Genomic DNA, 18,160 nt, shown 5'->3' with positions numbered 1-18,160 from the left:
GGTTCGCTGTCATCGCCCTGGTATTCGTCGGCGCCCAATCGGCGGAAATCCAGGGGCGCGCCCGCATGGACACCCGCCAATACGTCGCCCACGCCTACATGTTGCAGGGCGTCGGCCGTGAAGAGGCCTCACGGCGGGCGCTGGAGTACTACTGCGACAGCGCGCGTGTCGCGGCCGCGCGGCGGGCGAACGCGGACCTCGCGACATACCGGAACGGCGACGGCGGAAACTCCGCGTACCGAAAGTGTGTTGCGGCCATGGAACACACCGTCGAGGCCAACTCGCAACGCACCGATGTCACCGGCTACATGGCCCTGTTCAGCGATCCGCGCATCTCCGGGATCTTCGCGACCAGACCCGCCTACCCTGCCTTCACGATCCCCTTCGTCCGCGCGTTCGGCCTGGTCCGGGGCCTGTGGGCGGCGGGCGTCGCGGTGACCGTCCTGGCCGGCGGACTCGTGGTGCTGACCCTTCGCCGACTGGGCGTCTCCGTCCCGCTCGCGCTGCTCGGACAGGTCCTCTACTACGCGCTGCCGACGGGCACGGACTCGATGCAGCCCATGTGCGAGGGACTGCTGCTGTGCGTCCTGCTCGGCGGTGTTCTCGGATGCGTCCGGATCCTTCAGGGACGAATTCCGTCGGGGGTGGCGATCTCCCTTGCCGCATTCGGCGCAGCGGCCTGCGTCAAATACGCGCAGACCCTGCTGGCGGTCGCCGGAATCGCGGGCATGACCGCGCTGTTCGTCTTCGTGCGGTGGGTACGGCGACGGGAGTTCCCGCGGCCGGAATGGGTACTCCTCGCCACGACCGCCGCATTCGTGATCGCGCTGCAACTCGTGATCGTCACCCTTGGACTGCCGAGTACCCGGGCCAGCGTCCAGGAGTTGATGTCCGTCCACTACAACAAGGCGGTTCCCCCGCATCTCCTGCACGAATTCCTGCGCCTGAACCTCGCGTTCTGGCGGGAGTGGCTGCGCGACGCCCTCGTACAACCGCTGGGACTGCTCCTGCTCGCGGCCGGCGCCTGGGGAGCCCTCCGCCACCACCGCTCGTTCGGGTTCCTGATCGTCGGGATCGCGGCGGCCGGGTTCGTGAACCAGGCCGGACACCCCGAAGTCGCCATGGGACCACGCCTGTTGGTGATGGCGTCGCTGCTGCCGGTGTGCGGGATCCCGCTGCTGATCGAGAGCCGTACCGGGCGCCAGGACGGAAAGAGGGGGCAGGCCCTCAAGGTCCTGCCCCCTCGCGGGCTGCCCGCGCCCGAACGTCAGCTGTACTGAGGCAGCCTCGCCGAGCCGTCGGCGGCCCGCGGGATGCTCACCACCGCTCCCTCGCCGCCCGGCGCCTCACCCAACAGCAGCTGCCGTACGACCCGTTCGGCGGCGCGACCGTCGTCGAACTCGCAGAACCGCTCCCGGAACCCGGCCCGCAGCCCCGTCGCCTCCTCGTCCCGCCAGGTCCCGGAGGCGAACAGCCACGCCAACTCCCGGTAGGAGCGCGACACATGACCCGGCGTTTCGGCGGTGATGTCGAAGTAGGCACCCCGGCTGGCCGTGTACGCGCCCCAGTCGTCGGCGTGGATGACGATCGGCCGCTCCAGGTTGGCGTAGTCGAACATCAGGGACGAGTAGTCGGTGACCAGTACGTCCGAGGCGAGCATCAGGTCCTCGACGTGCGGTTCGTCCGTCGCGTCGACCAGGACGCCCCGCGCGTGCAGATCGGCGAGGCCGAGACCGCGCGCGGGGCCGGTGGCGAGGGTCGGGTGCAGGCGTACGACGAGGGTGTGGCCCGCGCCGAGGTCGGCGGCGAACCGGGCCAGGTCGATCCGGTCGACGTGCCCGCCGCGCCGGTACTCGCGGCGGGTCGGCGCGTACAGCACCACGGTGTGGTCGGCGGGGATGCCGAGCCGCTCGCGGACTGAAGTCCCGTGCCCGGCGGGGGCGTTGACGAGAACGTCGTTGCGCGGGCTGCCCGTGCGCACCGACTCGAAGTGACAGGGGTACGCCCGCTCCCACACCAGCTCCGAGTGCCGGTTGGCGACCAGGCTCAGGTCCCAGCGGTCGGCGCGGTGCAGCAGCTTCGGCACGCTGTAGCCGTGCCGGGCGCCGGGCTTGGCCAGCAGGTCGGCGCCCATGTACTTGAGCGGGGTGCCCTCGTGGGTGTGCAGCTGGACCTGACCGGGGCGTTTGACCACCGTGCCGGGCCAGTTGACGTTGTTCACCCAGTACTTGGCCCGCGCCATGACCGAGTGGTAGCGCCGCGAGCCGGGCGTCACGTGGTCGATCCCGGGCGGCAGCGCGTCCACCGCGTCCTCCCGCACCACCCACACCCCGCGCAACTGCGGTGCGATCTCCAGGGCTTTGGCGTGGATCGCGGCCGGATCACCGGACACGCCGGCATGGTGGGACGCCGAGTACACGACGAGCCCGGGATCGAGGGGGAGCCTCGACTGGGCCGAGTACCAGGCAGCTTGGCCCGCCTTCGACACCTTCGCCGTCGTACGACGCCTGCCCGCGCCGGCGATCCTGCGCAGGCCGCGCGCGCCACGCAGGGCCGCGTACGAGGCGTACGGCGATGAGGCGAGCAGCCGCATCTCGGTGCCGCGGGCGCCGTCCGGCGGGGTGAAGCCCTCCGGGCAGTGGCGGCGGTGGAAGGCGCGGATCTCGCGGTGGAAGTCGGCGCGGTCGGACGGGGTGACCCGGTCCTCGCGGGCGATCACGTACAGCATGTGGTCCATGGCCCGCTCGAACAGCAGCGGCCGCGCCCACGCGAGGTCGTCCCGCTCCGCCAGGAACGCGAACAGGCCCTCGTACTGCGGAAAGATGTCGAAGTGCCGGCGCCCGGGCGTCCTGGTGATCGCCCCCTGCCGCCGCTGCCGGTACTCGACGCCGATGCGGTTGAGGCAGGCGATGCGGTCGGCCAGGACCATCGAGCGGTAGGTGACCGGCGCGTCCTCGTACAGGCCCGGCGCGTACTGGAGGCCGTGCTCCTGGAAGAAGTCCCTGCGGTACGCCTTGTTCCAGGCGACCAGGAACAGGTGGACGTACTCGGGGTTCTCGCGGAGGCTGAAGACGTCCTGGCCGGCGCGGGCCAGCAGGGCGGAGGCGTCGCTCGGGCCGCCGCGGCCCCACCAGTGGGTGCGGATGTGGTCGAAGACCAGGATGTCCGGGTCCGCGGCCGACTTCAGCCGGTCGGCGACGGCGGCCAGCAGGCCGGGCGTGTAGAAGTCGTCGCTGTCCAGGAAGAGGACGTAGTCGCCGCGTGCCTGCGCGAGGCCGGCGTTGCGGGCGCCGCCGAGGCCGACGTTCTCGGGCAGGTGCAGCACCCGCACCCGCTCGTCGCGGGCCGCGAACTCGTCGAGGATCGCGCCGCAGCCGTCGGGGGAGCGGTCGTCGACGGCGATGACTTCGAGGTCCGGGTACGACTGTCCGAGCACCGAGTCGAGGCACTCGTGCAGGAAGCCCTGCACCTTGAAGACGGGGACGACGATGCTGAAGCGAGGCATGTCAGCGGCTCCTGACGAGAGTGGCGGCGGGGGCCGGGACGCGCTCGGCGAGGGGGAGCACGGGCGGGATCGACTCGGGCGGCTCGCCCAGCAGTACCCGGCGTACGACGCGCTCGGCGGCGCGTCCGTCGTCGAACCCGCAGAAGCGCTCGCGGAATTCGGCCCGCGCGGCGGCGGACTCCGGCCCCGCCCAGGAGCCGTCGCGGAAGATCCGGGCCAGCTCCCCGGGCGTGCGGGCCACCGGGCCCGGCGGGTGTTCCATCAGGTCGAAGTAGACGCCCCGGGTCTCCCGGTAGACGTCCCAGTCGTCGGCGTACACGACGACCGGCCGGTCCAGGTTGGCGTAGTCGAACATGATGGACGAGTAGTCGGTGATCAGCGCGTCGGCGGCCAGGCACACGTCCTCGGAGGAGCGGTGCGCGGTCACGTCGATGATCCGGCCGGTGCTGTTCGCGGCGCCCTTGTCGTAGAAGTAGTGGGCGCGCAGCAGGACCACGACGTCCTCGCCGGCCTCCGCGCAGAAGGCCTCCAGGTCCAGGCCGGTCTCGAAGCCGGTGTGGTAGTCGCGGTGGGTGGGGGCGTAGAGGACGGCCGTCTTCCCCTCCGGGATGCCCAACTCCCGTCTGATCCGGGCCACGTCGTCGGCGGTCGCCGTGTAGTAGACGTCGTTGCGCGGATAGCCGTATTCGAGGGTCTCGTGCGCGGCGGGGAAGGCGCGCTCCCACATCTGGGTCGAGTGGGCGTTGGAGGTGAGGTTGTAGTCCCAGCGGTCGACGCGGGCCAGCAGCTTGGTGAAGCTGCCGGTCGCGGCGGCGACCACGGGGTACGTCGCCTGGTCGACGCCCATCTTCTTCAGCGGGGTGCCGTGCTGCGTGGAGAGGTGCACGCTGCCGGGCCGCTTGACCACGGCGTCCGCGAAGTTGGCGTTGTTGACCAGGTACTTGGCGCGGGCCAGGACGTCCCAGTACTTCGCGGTGCCGATCACCGCGTACTCGATGTCCTTCGGCACGGTGTGCGCCTGGTCCGGCTCGACCAGGAACACCGCGCGGATGTGCGGGGCGAGTTCGCGGGCCTTGGCATGGATCGCGGCCGGGCTGCACGCGTAGCCGCGGCCCCAATACGCGCAGTACACGGCGAGGTTGGGGTCGAGCGGGCGGCGAAGCGCACGCCGGTATCGAAGGCGGGTGCGCAGGCCGCGCGGGCGGGGCAGGACCTCCAGCGCCCGCGCCGCCGACTGGTTGGCGCCGCGCAGGGCCCGGAAGGCCGCGTACGAACCCCTTGCCAGCAGCCGGTGCTGTACGCCGAGACTGCCGCCCGGGGTGTGGAAACCGGCCGGGCGGTGGCGGCGGTAGAGCGTGCTCGCCCGCCGGAAGAAGGCGCGGCGGCCGGTGCGGAGGCGGCGGGGGTGGGCGGCCGTCTTCAGGACGGCGGCGAAGAGGTGGTCGAAGAGGGGGACCAAGCGCTCGTCGTGCAGGCCGAGTTCGGCGGCCCGGGTCAGCACCAGGTCGGTCTGGTCGAGCAGTTCGAGGTGGTGCGCGCCCGGCAGGCTCAGCCGGTTGCCCTGCCGACGCGCGAGATGCCGGACCACGACCTGGCGCAGCACCGCCGCCTTCTCGGCCCGCAGCGCGACCAGGCCGCCGAAGCCGACGTCGGTGAAGTGACCGTCGGGGAAGGCGAGTTGATGGGCGGCGAGGAAGGCCTTGCGGTAGACCGCGCTCCAGGCCGGGAGCTGGACGCCGGTCAGCTGCGGGACCTGGTCCAGGGCGAAGGGGCCGGCCGGGGTCTTCGGCAGGAGCAGCTCGGCCGGGTTCGTCGGCTCGCCGTCCCACCAGGGGACGCGCTCGTGCTCGACGTACAGGACGTCCACGTCACCGGTCTCGGCGAGGCGGGCGTCCAGCGCGGTCAGCGCGCCCGGGGCCAGGGTGTCGTCGCCGTCGAGGAACAGCAGGAACGCGCCGGTCGCCGCCCGCATCCCGGCGTTGCGCGCCCCGGCCAGACCGGCCGACGGGGGTGAGTGCACCGGGGCCACCCGGGAGTCCCGCTCGGCGTACCAGGCGGCGACGTCCGCCGCGGGGGCGTCGGGGGCGTCGCAGACCGGGATCAGCTCGATGTCGCCGAAGGACTGGGCGAGGACCGAGTCCAGCGCCTGGGACAGCCGCCCGGCCACCCCATGGGACGGGACGATGATGCTGAAGCGGGGCATTCTGCTCTTTCTCTCAAGGTTCGTGCGGGCGGAGGTACGGGCGCCGTCAGCGCCCCGGCCGCCCCGCGGGACGCCAGGTGGGCGGCCGGCTCGGGGTGGGCCGGGAGGGGCTGGAGGGCATGTGAACTCCCCTTGGTGGGTGAACTCCCCGTGGTGGGAACGGCGTTCAGAGGCTGTCGGTGACGGCCAGCGGGCCGCCGGGTTGGGGCACGGTGGCCTGCGGGGAGCGCGCGAGGCCCGCGGCCGCCGACGGCACCGGGTGGCGCTCGGCGAGCGGGATCACCGGCAGCGGGTCGGTCTCCCCGAGCACGACATGGCGTACGACCCGCTCGGCGGCGCGGCCGTCGTCGTACGGGCAGAAGCGCTCCCGGAAGGCGGCGCGCAGCTGGGCGGAGCGGGAGCCGCGCCAGTGGCCGGTGGCGAAGATGTCGATCAGCTCGTCCTCGCTGCGCGCGACCGCGCCCGGCGGGAAGGCGCGCAGGTCGAAGTAGGTGCCGCGGGCCGCCCGGTAGGCCGCCCAGTCGTCGTCGGCCGCGTGGACGACGATCGGCCGGTCCAGGTTGGCGTAGTCGAACATCAGGGACGCGTAGTCGGTGACCAACACGTCCGAGGCGAGGGCGAGTTGTCCGACGTCCGGGTGTCCGGTGACGTCGACGATCCGTGAGCTGTGCGGGACGGGGCCGTGGGCGCGGGCCAGGACGACGTAGCGGGGGCCGAGGCGGCGCAGGACGCGCTCCAGGTCGAGGGGGGAGCGCTGGGTGCGGCGGAAGTCGCGGTGGGTGGGGGCGTAGAGGATCGCGACGGTGTCGGCCGGGATGCCGAGGGACTCGCGGATCCGGGTCACGTCCGCCGAAGTGGCCTTCTGGAAAACGTCGTTGCGGGGGAGGCCGTATTCGAGGGTGGTGTACGCGCCCGGGTGGACGCGTTCCCAGGTGAGGGTGGAGTGGCGGTTCGCGGAGAGGACGTAGTCCCACTTGTCGACGCCGTTCAGGAGCCGCTCGAAGTCCAGGTCCGCTGCCGCTGCCGGGCGTTCCTGGAGGTCGAGGCCCATGTGGCCCAGCGGGGTGCCCTGGTGGGTCTGGATCAGGATCTGGCCGGGGCGCTTGACCAGGCGGGGCTCGAACTCGGCGTTGGAGACGAGGTACTTGGAGCGGGCCAGGGCGGTCCAGCGGGCGGCCGTGTCCGGGCGCGGCAGCCAGGCCGTGCGGATGTGCGGGGCGTGGGCGCGGAAGGCCTCCTCCAGGGCGCCAGGGTTGCAGGTGCGCGCGCGGCCGTCGTGCGTGGTGAAGACGGCGCGGTCGGCGCGCAGGGGCAGGCGGAGCTGGACGCGGTAGTGGAGGCGGAGGGCCGACGCCCTTGCCGCGCGCAGGAGTTTGACCGTGAGCTTGGTGGTGCGGCGGCGCCCGGCCGCGGCCGACTGGAGGGTGCGGTACGTGCGGTGCAGGCCCCAGCGGATCAGGGTGTGGTGGAGCCGGGAGGCCAGCGGGACGGGCGCGCCCGGGACGCGGTAACGGCGGTAGTGGGCGCGGGCCCTGCGCAGGAACTCGGCGCGCGAACCCCGCGGGAGGCGGTCGCGGCGGGCGAAGACCTTCGTCAGGTGGTCGACCATGCGGCGGAACAACACCGGCCGCCAGCGCGCGAGTTCGGGGCGCGCGTCGAGGAACGCGAAGACGCGGTCGTACTGTTCGAAGATGTCGAAGTGCCGGCGGCTGGTGGTGGAGAGGATGTTGCCCTGGCGGCGCTGGCGGTAGTGGACGCAGACCCGGTCGAGGGTGGTGATCGACTCGGCCGACAGCAGGACCGGGAAGGTCCACGGGGTGTCCTCGTAGTAGCCCGGCGGGAAGGCGAAGCCCTCGCGCTGGACGAACTCCCGGCGGTACGCCTTGTTCCAGGCCACCATCAGCAGGTGCAGCAGGCCCGGGCGGTCCTCCAGGCGGAAGGGCGCCGGACCCTGTTCGGTGAGCTGGACGGAGACGATGTTGCGGACGGTCTCGCCGGTCCAGAAGGTGCGCGCGTAGTCGTAGACCAGGACGTCCGGCTCGCCGGTCTCCTTCAGGCGGTCGGCGATCGAGCGCAGGGCGTGCGGGGTGAGGGTGTCGTCGCCGTCCAGGAAGACCAGGTAGTCACCGGTGGCCTGGGCGAGGCCGGCGTTGCGGGCGCCGCCCAGGCCCTGGTTCTCGGGCAGACGCAGGGGGCGCACGCGCGGATCGCGGGCCGCGAACTCGTCGATGACCGCGCCGGATCCGTCCGGGGAGCAGTCGTCGACCGCGATCAGCTCCAGATCGGGATACGACTGCGACAGCACCGATTCCAGGCATTCGGGCAGGTACGCCTGAACCTTGTACGCGGGGACGATGACACTGAACCTGGGCAAGGCACATCCATGGGGTCGGCGCGGACGACGGGGCCTTGCCCGGGAACGGCCGATGGAGTGACTTGGTTACGGTTTCGTACGGCATAAGGGGGACACCGGGTGAACGGAGTCCCCCTTTCAGCTTGCGCGCGGCTACTTGACCGCGCCCGCCATGACGCCGGAGACGAACTGCCGCTGGAACGCGAAGAACACGGCCAGCGGGATCACCATCGAGATGAACGCGCCGGGCGCCAGGACGTCGATGTTGTTGCCGAACTGCCGTACCTGCTGCTGGAGTGCGACCGTCAGCGGCTGCGACTGCGAGTCGGAGAACACCAGCGCGACCAGCATGTCGTTCCACACCCACAGGAACTGGAAGATCCCCAGGGACGCGATCGCCGGGGCGCCCAGCGGCAGCACGACCGTGAAGAACAGCCGGGTCTCGCCGGCGCCGTCCAGGCGTGCCGCCTCCAGGAGTTCACGCGGGATCTCCGCGAAGAAGTTGCGCAACAGGAAGATGGCGAACGGCAGTCCGAAGCCGACGTGGAAGAGCACCACGCCGATGATGTCGCCGAAGATCCCGATCTTCCCGAAGAGATCGGCCAGCGGGATCAGGGCCACCTGCACCGGTACGACCAGCAGCGCCACCACGACCAGGAACCACCAGTCGCGGCCCTTGAAGTCCATCCACGCGAAGGCGTATCCGGCCATCGCGCCCAGGAGCACCACTAGCAGGGTGGCCGGGACCGTGATCCAGATGGTGTTGAACAGCGAGTGGGTGACCGCGTCGTTCTCCAGGAGCGACTTGTAGCTCTTGGCGGTCAGTTGACCGGGTGCCGTGAAGACCTTCCACCAGCCCGAGGCGGCGATGTCCGTCGGGTCGCGGAACGACGAGACCAGCAGCCCGAAGGTGGGCACGAGCCAGAATACGGCGACCAGGATCAGGAAGACCCGCATCACCCCGCCCGCAGCACCGCTCGCCACCCGCGAGGCCACGGAACGCCTGCCGCGCACGGCCGTGTCGAGAGTGGTCATCGTTGACGCTCCCTCCTCAGCCGGCGGATGTTCACGAACATCACCGGCAGCACGAGCAGCAGCAGGATGACGCCGATCGCGCTGCCGACGCCCTCGTTGCCGCCCCCGCCGAAGGACGACAGGAACAGCTGCAGGGCAAGGACGTTGGCATCGGGCTGACTCGGCTGCGGGGCGATGATGTAGACCAGGTCGAACACTTTCATCACGTTGATCATCAGCGTGATGAGGACGACGACCAGGACGGGCGCGAGGAGGGGGACGGTGACCCTTCGGAAGACCTGCCACTCGTTGGCGCCGTCGACGCGGGCCGCTTCCAGGAGGTTGCGGTCGACTCCCGCGAGTCCCGCCGCGATCAGCACCATCGCGAAGCCCGCCCACATCCACGCGTACGCCCCGATGATCGCGGGCGTCACCAGCGTCGGGCCGAGCCAGTCGATCCCGTTGTACGGCGCCGAGAAGTTCGAGGCCGGCAGCCGCAGTCGGGCCCCGTCGGCCGACGCGGGCAGCGTGAAGGTGCCGTCCGCGCCGCTCTTGGCGGAGGCGACCACCTTGCCGCCCTTCACCGCCTCCACCTTGACGCCCTTCAGCGCCTTCTCACCCGGGTCGACCTTGCCCTTCGTACCGCCGCCGCCCAGCTTGAAGTCCAGCCAGACGGTGCCGGAGATGCCGGACCCGCTCGCCGACTTCGCGTTCTCCGGGCTGCCGGGCAGCTTGTTGGGCGCGATGCCGACCAGGGGGAGCAGCGCCGGAGTGCCCGCGTGCACCGTGCCGGTCGTGGTGAACGAGCCGCCGCCGGAGGGCTTGAGGTCGCTCGCCGTCGCGTTCGGCCGGGCGCCCGGATAGACCGAGGAGGAGACGAAGGTGTCGTGGATCGACTTGGCCACCGCGTTGGCGGCGCCCAGGTTCGGGTCCTGCTCGTAGACGAGCCGGAAGATGATGCCGGCCGCGAGCATCGAGATCGCCATCGGCATGAAGACGATCAGCTTGAACGCCGTACCCCAGCGCACCCGTTCGGTCAGCACCGCGAAGATCAGCCCCAGCGCGGTGACGATCGCCGGCGCCACCGCGACCCAGATCGCCGTGTTGCGTACGGCGGTCAGCGTGGCGTCGTTGGAGAAGATGTCGCCGTAGTTCTTCAGCCCCACGAAGCCCGAGCCGTCGGCGTCGTAGAGACTGCGCCAGATCGAGTACCCGATCGGGTAGACCACGAGCGCCCCGAGGAGCACGAACGCGGGCAGCAGGAAGAGCACCGCAACCCACAGCCGCGTCCCCATGACGCTCTTGCCCGGTCCCGCGGCGGGCGTCGGCACTGCGCCGGCGCCCCCCGCCGAGTTCGCCACCGATGTCATCTCGGGCCGTCAGCCGGAGCCGTAGGCCTTGGCCGCGTCGGCCTCCAGCTGCTGCTGGGTGCCCGCGATGTCCTTCGGGTTGCGCAGGAAGTCCTGGAGGTCCTTCCACTCGCCGACGCCGGCCGTGCCGCCGAAGGCCGCAGGGGCCTGGTCGGACATGTCGAAGCGGAAGTTGTCACCGGCCGCGATCAGCTGCTTGGCGATCTGACCGGTGATCGCGTCCTTGTACTTCGACTGGTCCATCTCCTTGTTCGGGGACAGGATGCCGCCCTGCGCCGCCCAGATGTCGGCCGCGTCGGTGGAGGCCAGGAAGGTCAGCAGCGCCTGCGCGCCCTTGCCGTCCTTCAGCGCCACCGCCACGTCACCGCCGCTGACCACCGGCGACTCGCTGCCGACCGCCGGGAACGGGAACACCTTCGCGTCCGTGCCCAGCTTCGCCTTGGTGTCCGCGTTGATGTTCGCCGTGACGAAGTCGCCCTCGAAGACCATCGCGGCCGGGCTGTCACCGGAGAAAGTCTGGGTGACCGACTTCGGGAACTCCGTGTTCAGCGCGCCCTTGTTGCCGCCCGCGATCAGCTCGTTCTTGCCCCACAGCTGGGCGAGCGTGGTGAGTGCCTGGGTGACCGACGGATCGGTCCACTTGATCTTGTGGGCGGCCAACTGGTCGTACTTCTCGGGGCCCGCCTGGGAGAGATAGACGTTCTCGAACCAGTCGGTGAGCGTCCAGCCGTCCGCGCCGGCGATCGACACGGCGGGGGAGCCCGCGTCCGACAGGGTCTGCGCGGTGGCCAGGAAGTCCTTCCAGGTCTTCGGGGCGGCGGTGATGCCGGCCGCGTCGAAGGCCGCGGTGTTGTACCAGACCAGCGACTTGTTGGCGGCCTTCGCGTAGACGCCGTACTGGGTGCCCTTCCAGGCGCCCAGGTCGACCCAGCCCTTGGAGAAGTTCTTGGTGAGCTGGGCCTTGGCGTCCGCGCCGAGCGGCTTCAGCCAGCCCTTGTCCGCGAACTGGTGCAGCACGCCGACCTGGGGCAGGAACGCGACGTCCGGCGGCTTGCCGCCCTGGATCTTGGTACCGAGGAAGGTGGACGTGTTGTTGCCGGTCGGCACGAAGTCGACCTTGGCGCCGGTGCGCTTCTTGAACTCGTCCATCACCTTCATGAAGTTGTCCTGCTCGGCGCCGGTCCAGACCGCGGCGACCTCCAGGGTCTGGCCGCTGAGACTCGGGAGCTTGAGGCCGCTGCTGCTCTCCGAGCTGCCTCCGCCCGAGCTGTTGTCCTTGTTGTCGCTGCCGCCGCAGGCCGTGAGAGCGAGGGCTCCCGTGAGGAGGGCGGCCGTTACCGTGGCGGCCCCTCGTGTCCGGTTCTTGCTGCTCGTGGTGCGCATCACTGCCCCGTTCTTCGTTCGTCGTCGAACGTCGAGCGCTGTCCCGTGTGATCTGGTCTACGCCCGCGGGAATGGGTCGGCAAGTACGCGTCCTGTGTCAACCGGGGGATCGTGACCCCCTCGTGACCGCGCACCTCCGGATGAGCTGAACTGCCGACCGGTGCTACAGAAGTGACGGCACCTCCGACGCCGAGACCTCCCGGGCCGCTCGCTCCAACGCGCTTGCCAGCAGCGCCAGGTCCGTCGGGCCGTTGCCCAACTCCCTTACCGGTCGGCGGGTCGGCGGGTCGCCCATGCGTTGCCAGTCCAGGGGGACCACCGTGGGGCGGAGGGTCGCGGTGCGGGGGATACGGCCCGTCACCCGGCCGCCCTGGAAGGGGGTGGTCCGGGTGTCGGGGGTGGTCAGCCGGCCGCGGCCCGGGGTGGGGGCGTCCGGAGAAGGGTCGGGGGCGTCCAGGGTCACGCGGAGGGTGGACCTGCGGGCGGGTTCGGTTTCCGCCGTACGGCCGTCCGGGCCCGTCGCGGCCACCAGGTGGACGCCGAGGCGCTCGCCCTCCCTCGCCACCGCCTCCAGCGCCCGCATCACGGAACCCGCGGCCGGGCGGCCGGGGGAGCCGAGGGCGGGGGAGACCAGCGCGTCCAGGTCGTCCACGATCACCACCAGGCGGGGCAACGGCGGTGCCGCCTCCGTCCGGCGGCTCGCCGCGCCGGGGCGCAGCCGGATCGTCGAACTGGGCGGTGAGTCCAGGTCGCCGGCCCCGGCCGAGACGGGCCGCTGGGTGACCATACGGCCCGACAGCTCACGGCCCGTGTGCCACTCGGCGAAGTCGGAACGGCCCAGCAGCTCGGCCCGGCGCTTCAGCTCGGCGCTCAGGGACTGGGCGAACTCCCGCATGCGGACCGGGTCGTTGGCGGTCAGATGGGTCGTCACATGCGGGACGTCCGTGCACACGCGCAGTCCGTCGCCGTGGCCCGCCCCCGTGCTCACGCTGTCCCGGCCGTCCATCAGGACGATGCCCAGTCGGTCGGGGCGCTCGGCGGCGGCGAGCGAGGCGACCACGGCCCGCAGCAGCTCCGTACGGCCGCTGCCCGCCGGGCCCTCGATCAGGAGATGCGGTCCGTCGGCGGCGAGGTCCGCGCAGACCGGGCCGCGCGGTCCGGCGCCGAGCACCGCCCGGGCGCGTCCGCCGAGCGACTCCGTGTCGTCCGCCGCGTCCGCCCAACGCGCCATCAACGACGCCGGGGTGGCCCGCGCCAGCCCCAACTCGTCCAGCAGCCGCGCCGTCTGAGGCAACGGCACGGACACGCGCGCCAGCCGCTCGGCCGAGGTGCCGTCGAGCCGCAGGGGCGCGAGCGCCCGCGCGAAACGCTCGGCCCAGGGCAGGGACACGGCGTCGACCCGGGCGACTGTTCCGGGGGCTATGGGGCCGGGGTGGGGGCCGGAGGCGGTGGCTGTGTGGGGGCCGGCTGCCGTGCTTCGGCCCGTGGGGGTGCTCGCGTGCGGCGGGTGGGCCGCCGTGTCCCGGCTCGTACTGTCGCCCGGGTGAGCAGGGTGCGCCGCCGTGCCGGGGGCTGCCGGAACGCGTGATGTGACGGTGGTGTCGTTACGAGGGTGTGCCGCGGCGGACGTCGAACCGGCCCTGCCCGTGCCGGTGGACGAGGCGTCGGCGAGGCGGGCGTCGTCGCCGGGGGCCGTCGGGCCGGGGGAGCCTGCGCGGCCCGCCCTGTCCACGAGGCCTCCGACGCCGGTCGATCCGGTGGATCCCGGCGCTTCCGCCGTACCCGCACCGAGTGTGCCGTCCCTCGCCACCCGCATCAGCCGCAGCGCCGTCGACACGTCGCCGCTCAGCAGCGCGACCGCGCCGCACTCCCGGAACACCGGTGCCACCGCGCAGGCCGCCTCGTACGTCTCCGTCACCGGCGAGGCGGGCGACGCGGACGCCGTCTCGGCGAGGCACACGACGTGTATGCCGACGGTCGGCCCCTCCAGCGCCAGCCGCGCCACCGCCTGGCGCACGTCGGCACCACCGGGATCACCGTCCACGACGACCACGGTGTGGGGCCCGGCGAAGGTGTCGTCCAAGTCGTCGTCCCGGGCCCAGGAGGGGCGCCGGGCGGCACCGCGGGGCGAGGTGTGGACGCCCGAGAGGCCGGAGTCGGCCGGACCACCCGGGGTGGCCCCGCGCGCGGGATCAGCCGGATCGGCGGGACCAGCGGGACGCGAGGGAGCCGCGCGGCCCGCGGCCGTGGCGGCGCCGCCCGCCGTGGAGCCAGGCCCGCCCGCGTACGGCGCCGAAGCCGGCCTGGGGATCCTGGCCGCCCCTGCCCTCGCCGCCCCTGTCCGCCGCTCCGCCTGCTGGTCCTCCAGCCGCCGCAGCAGCTCCTCCGTGCGGGCCGTCGCCTGTTCGCGGTCGTAGGCCAGCAGGAGTCGGCAGTCCTGGCCGTGGCCGGGGCGCAGGTGCGGGAGCCAGCCCAGCCAGGACCACTCCGCCGTGCGCTCCTCCAGCGGGCGGGCACGGTCCGCGCTGATCAGGACGATTTCCAGGGTCTCGGGGGAGTGCAGCGCGGTGAGCTGGGCCAGTACCGCGCGGGCCAGTCCGGAGAGCCGGGCGCGGGGGCCGGCCAGGCCCAGCGCGCCGGCCTCGCGCAGATCCGCGGTCACCGGCACGGCGGGCAGCAGCCCGGTGCCGTCGGGCGCCGCGCGATCCGCAGTGCCGAGCCGCACGGTGAGCGCCTCCGGGTGCCCGGGCCCGCGCTCCCACAGCCGCGGCCCCGGTCCGAGCGCCGTCAGCAGCAGCGCCGCCGGGTCCGGCCAGGTGTCCGGGAGTTGAGGTCCGGTGACGGGAGCGGGGCCGGCCGTGCTGACGGGGCCGTCTGCGTCGTCGTGTCCGCCGCGCTCGTCCGGGTCCTGCTCACCGCGGCCCCCGGCCAGCCGCCGGGCCCATGCCGAGAGCCCGCCACGCTTGCGCACGCCCGCCGGGATGTCGGTGCCACGGAGGGGTGTGCCCTTGTGTTGGCCGGGTCCCGGGGGTTCGGGGGCTTCGGGATGGCCCGCTCCCCGCGGTGCCCCTGGGGATGTCCCGTGAGCTGCCGTGCCGTGGGCCGGTGTGGAGTCGGACGCGCTCTCCTGGCCGTCACCGTTCGGCGTCTCCCACGCGAACACGCCGAACCGACCGGCGTGCGTGTCCCCGCCGTCGGCCGGGATGCTCCCGGAACGGCCCGCCCCGCCGCTCTCGATCCGCGGTGCCCCGCCCTGCCCGGGCACCACCGGCGGCTCGGCGGACGCGTGTCCCCGGGTGTCTGTCGCTCCCCGTGAGGCCCTGGCCGCCGTATCGCTGCCGTCCGCCACGCGCGCGTGCGGCATCGGCGTCGACCCGCCCCTGTCTCCGTCCGGCCCACGTCGGCCGGGGCCACCGTCCGCTGCTCGCTCCCCGGCACCCGCCCCGGACGGCAGGCTCTCCGCCCGCGCCGCGCCCCCGAAGCCACTCCCCGACCCGTCCGATCGTGCCGCCCCGGCCGGTCCGTTCCCGGAGTCACCGCCGGAGGACACCCGGACGTGCCCTTCGCCGTCCGGCGTAGTGGCCACCCGCGCCCTCGGCCCGCCGGACGGGGCGACCCGCAGGGCCGACTCGCCGATCCGCAGAAGGGCGCCCGGCGTGAGCCGGACCGGGCGCGTGTGCACGCGCGTGCCGTCCAGGGTCGTGCCGTTCGTGGAGCCCAGGTCGGTCACCGCGACGCGGCCGTCGGTCGCGACCGTTATGGCGCAGTGGAAGCGGGAGACGTCCGGGTCGTCGAGCGGGACGTCGGCGTCCGCCGAGCGGCCGATGCGGATCTCGCCGCCGTGCAGGAGGTGGACGCCGCCCGCGTCGGGGCCCGCCACCACGTGCAGCTGGGTCGGGGCGTCGTCCAGCTCGGGGTGGGGCTCGGGCTCGGCCGGGGCGCCCAGGGAGAGCACCGCGCCGTCGATCAGCGGGGGCTCGCCGAGGGTGCAGCGGCGGTCGTCGAGGCGCTCCGCGCCCGCGTACAGCACCACCGGGCCGCCGCTCTCCCGAGCGCGCTCGGTCTGCGCACCCCCGCCACCGCGGCCGCGCTCGGCCCGGTCCGTGCCCCCGTCGCCGGAGACCGCCGAGGACAGTGCCGAGACCACCGCTGCGAGGGCCGTGCCGGCGGGCGCCGTGACCAGCACGTCGCAGCTCGCGGTGCGTCCCCGGGCCCGCTCGGGCGGCCCCAGCGGGTCTACGACGGTCAGCCGGATCTGCATCGCCGTCAGCGGTCCCTTCTGCGCGGGTCTGCGCGGGCGCGGACTACCCCCCACCCCACACGAGCACGTCGGCCAAGTACTGCACGCATCCTCGCACCTGCCACTGACAATGCACCCACGGTCCCGGCAGAAGTGATCTTGATTGGTCGGCTCTGCCCTCAAAAGTGCCTGATCAGTAGTTCACTGGCGACCGCTTGAGATCGGTCACGTCCGGGTCGGGCAACCGGCTGGACCGAGTCGAGCGTCTTTCCTTCGAACATGTACGACAACCGGTACGTAAGACGCACAGAAGGATGAGAACCCGGTCCGGCGACCCACGGCACTACAGTGGGTCGGAACGCAGACAATCAGCAGGGAGCGCATGACGTGCGGCCGGTAGGCAGCAAGTACCTGCTCGAGGAGCCGCTCGGGCGCGGCGCCACGGGCACCGTCTGGCGAGCCCGCCAGCGTGAGACCGCCGGGGCCGAGGCGGCCGTGGCCGGTCAGCCCGGCGAGATGGTCGCGATCAAGGTCCTCAAGGAAGAGCTCGCGAGCGACCCCGACATCGTGATGCGGTTCCTGCGCGAGCGCTCCGTCCTGCTCCGGCTGACCCACCCGAACATCGTGCGGGTGCGCGACCTGGTCGTCGAGGGCGATCTGCTGGCGCTGGTCATGGACCTCGTCGAGGGCCCCGACCTGCACCGCTACCTGCGCGAGAGCGGCTCCTTCAGCCCCGTCGGCGCGGCCCTGCTCACCGCCCAGATCGCCGACGCGCTCGCCGTCAGCCACGCCGACGGCGTCGTGCACCGCGACCTGAAGCCGGCCAACGTCCTGCTCGCCCAGCAGGGCGGCCAGATGCACCCGATGCTCACCGACTTCGGCATCGCGCGCCTGGCCGACTCCCCGGGCCTGACCCGCACCCACGAGTTCGTCGGCACGCCCGCGTACATCGCGCCGGAGTCGGCCGAGGGTCGCCCGCAGACCTCCGCCGTCGACATCTACGGCGCCGGAATCCTGCTGTACGAGCTGCTGACCGGCCGTCCGCCGTTCTCCGGCGGCTCGGCCCTGGAGGTCCTCCACCAGCATCTCAGCGCCGAGCCGCGCCGCCCGTCCACGGTCCCGGACCCGCTGTGGACGGTCATCGAGCGCTGCCTGAGCAAGAACCCGGACCACCGGCCCAGCGCCGAGAACCTCGCCCGCGCCCTGCGGGTCGTCGCCGAGGGCGTCGGTGTGCACGCGAACAGCGCGCAGATCGCCGCGGCGGAGGCGGTCGGCGCACTGCTCGGCCCCGACCTCGCCCCGGCCGCGGTCCCCGGCTCCGCCGACCCCACCCAGGTCCTGCCGCACAGCGGCGTCGGCGCCTACGACCCGAACGCCGCGACCAACGTCATGCCGCACACCGGCAGGCCCGGCCCGGTCGGCGCCGCCGACCCCACCGCCGTACTCCCGAACACCGGAGCGGCCGACCCGACCGCCGTCATGCCGCCCATGCCGCAGGGGCAGCCGGGACAGCAGCCCGAGCAGCCGCACCCCTGGCAGAACCAGCTGCGCGCCGCCCGCGACCGGAACGAGCAGACGCAGGTCCAGTACCTCGACCCGAACGAGGACCCGCTGCGCCGCCGCCCGCAGCGCCAGGTCGCCCGGCCGCAGCAGCCGCCGCAGCGCCCGCAGCAGCAGCGCCAGCCCCAGCAGCAGCGACCGCAGCAGGGACCGCCGCAGGGTTACGGCTATCCGCAGCAGCAACAGCCGCAGCAGTACGCCCCGCCGCAGCACCAGCAGCCGCAGCGGTACGCGCCCCCGCCGGAGCAGCAGCGGCCGGTCCGGGAGCCGCGTCAGCCGCGGCAGTCCAGCCCCAACCGGATGAAGATCCCGGGGCTCGGCTGCCTGAAGGGCTGTCTCTTCACGATCGTCATCCTGTTCGTGGCCGGGTGGCTGGTCTGGGAGTTCAGTCCGCTGCAGGACTGGATCGGCACCACCAAGAGCTACTGGCAGCAGCTGACCGACATGTTCGACACCGTCACCGGATGGATCGGCGACCTCGGCAACGCCACGAAATAGCGCTCCACCGCCCTGAAATAGCGCCGGGTTTGGG

The 18,160-nt window shown here is 72.6% G+C and carries 9 protein-coding genes; 2 read left to right on the top strand and 7 right to left on the bottom strand.

Annotation, left to right across the window (positions count from 1 at the left end; genetic code table 11):
• The first annotated feature begins 65 nt into the window (after nucleotides 1–65).
• Complete coding sequence (locus tag ACQEWB_RS19425; protein WP_432832637.1) at nucleotides 66–1,280, top strand: hypothetical protein; 1,215 nt, start codon at nucleotides 66–68, stop codon at nucleotides 1,278–1,280.
• Here the strand turns inward: ACQEWB_RS19425 and ACQEWB_RS19420 are convergent.
• The 7 genes from ACQEWB_RS19420 to ACQEWB_RS19390 form a co-directional block, all read right to left on the bottom strand.
• Nucleotides 1,268–3,505, bottom strand: a complete 2,238-nt coding sequence (locus ACQEWB_RS19420) for a bifunctional glycosyltransferase/CDP-glycerol:glycerophosphate glycerophosphotransferase (RefSeq protein ID WP_432832635.1) — start codon at nucleotides 3,503–3,505, stop codon at nucleotides 1,268–1,270. The two genes, ACQEWB_RS19425 and ACQEWB_RS19420, sit on opposite strands and share 13 nt — an antisense overlap.
• A 1-nt stretch (nucleotide 3,506) precedes the next feature.
• Complete coding sequence (locus tag ACQEWB_RS19415) at nucleotides 3,507–5,708, bottom strand: CDP-glycerol glycerophosphotransferase family protein (RefSeq protein ID WP_432832633.1); 2,202 nt, start codon at nucleotides 5,706–5,708, stop codon at nucleotides 3,507–3,509.
• A gap of 166 nt (nucleotides 5,709–5,874) precedes the next feature.
• On the bottom strand, nucleotides 5,875–8,082 hold the full coding sequence (locus ACQEWB_RS19410; RefSeq protein WP_432832631.1) for a bifunctional glycosyltransferase/CDP-glycerol:glycerophosphate glycerophosphotransferase: 2,208 nt from the start codon (nucleotides 8,080–8,082) through the stop codon (nucleotides 5,875–5,877).
• Nucleotides 8,083–8,214: 132 nt separating this feature from the next.
• On the bottom strand, nucleotides 8,215–9,096 hold the full coding sequence (locus ACQEWB_RS19405) for a carbohydrate ABC transporter permease (protein ID WP_432832629.1): 882 nt from the start codon (nucleotides 9,094–9,096) through the stop codon (nucleotides 8,215–8,217).
• Nucleotides 9,093–10,445: a carbohydrate ABC transporter permease gene (locus ACQEWB_RS19400; protein ID WP_432832627.1), complete on the bottom strand. Its 1,353-nt coding sequence runs from the start codon at nucleotides 10,443–10,445 to the stop codon at nucleotides 9,093–9,095. Before ACQEWB_RS19400 ends, ACQEWB_RS19405 begins: the two co-directional genes overlap by 4 nt.
• Before the next feature lie 9 nt (nucleotides 10,446–10,454).
• A complete protein-coding gene (locus ACQEWB_RS19395) occupies nucleotides 10,455–11,828 on the bottom strand; it encodes an ABC transporter substrate-binding protein (RefSeq protein WP_432832625.1) in 1,374 nt (457 codons plus the stop codon).
• Nucleotides 11,829–11,991: 163 nt separating this feature from the next.
• On the bottom strand, nucleotides 11,992–16,089 hold the full coding sequence (locus ACQEWB_RS19390; protein WP_432832623.1) for an FHA domain-containing protein: 4,098 nt from the start codon (nucleotides 16,087–16,089) through the stop codon (nucleotides 11,992–11,994).
• 366 nt (nucleotides 16,090–16,455) lie between these two features.
• Between ACQEWB_RS19390 and ACQEWB_RS19385 the strand changes: the two genes are divergently transcribed.
• Nucleotides 16,456–18,126 carry a serine/threonine-protein kinase gene (locus ACQEWB_RS19385; RefSeq protein WP_432832621.1) on the top strand — a complete coding sequence of 557 codons (1,671 nt, stop codon included), beginning with the start codon at nucleotides 16,456–16,458 and terminating at the stop codon, nucleotides 18,124–18,126.
• Nucleotides 18,127–18,160 lie beyond the last annotated feature (34 nt).

The sequence above is a fragment of the Streptomyces sp. CA-249302 genome, from assembly GCF_050936785.1.
Classification (GTDB): Bacteria; Actinomycetota; Actinomycetes; order Streptomycetales; family Streptomycetaceae; genus Streptomyces.
The sequence above is the reverse complement of the archived record's forward strand: the minus strand, read 5'-3'. Positions and strand labels throughout refer to the sequence as shown.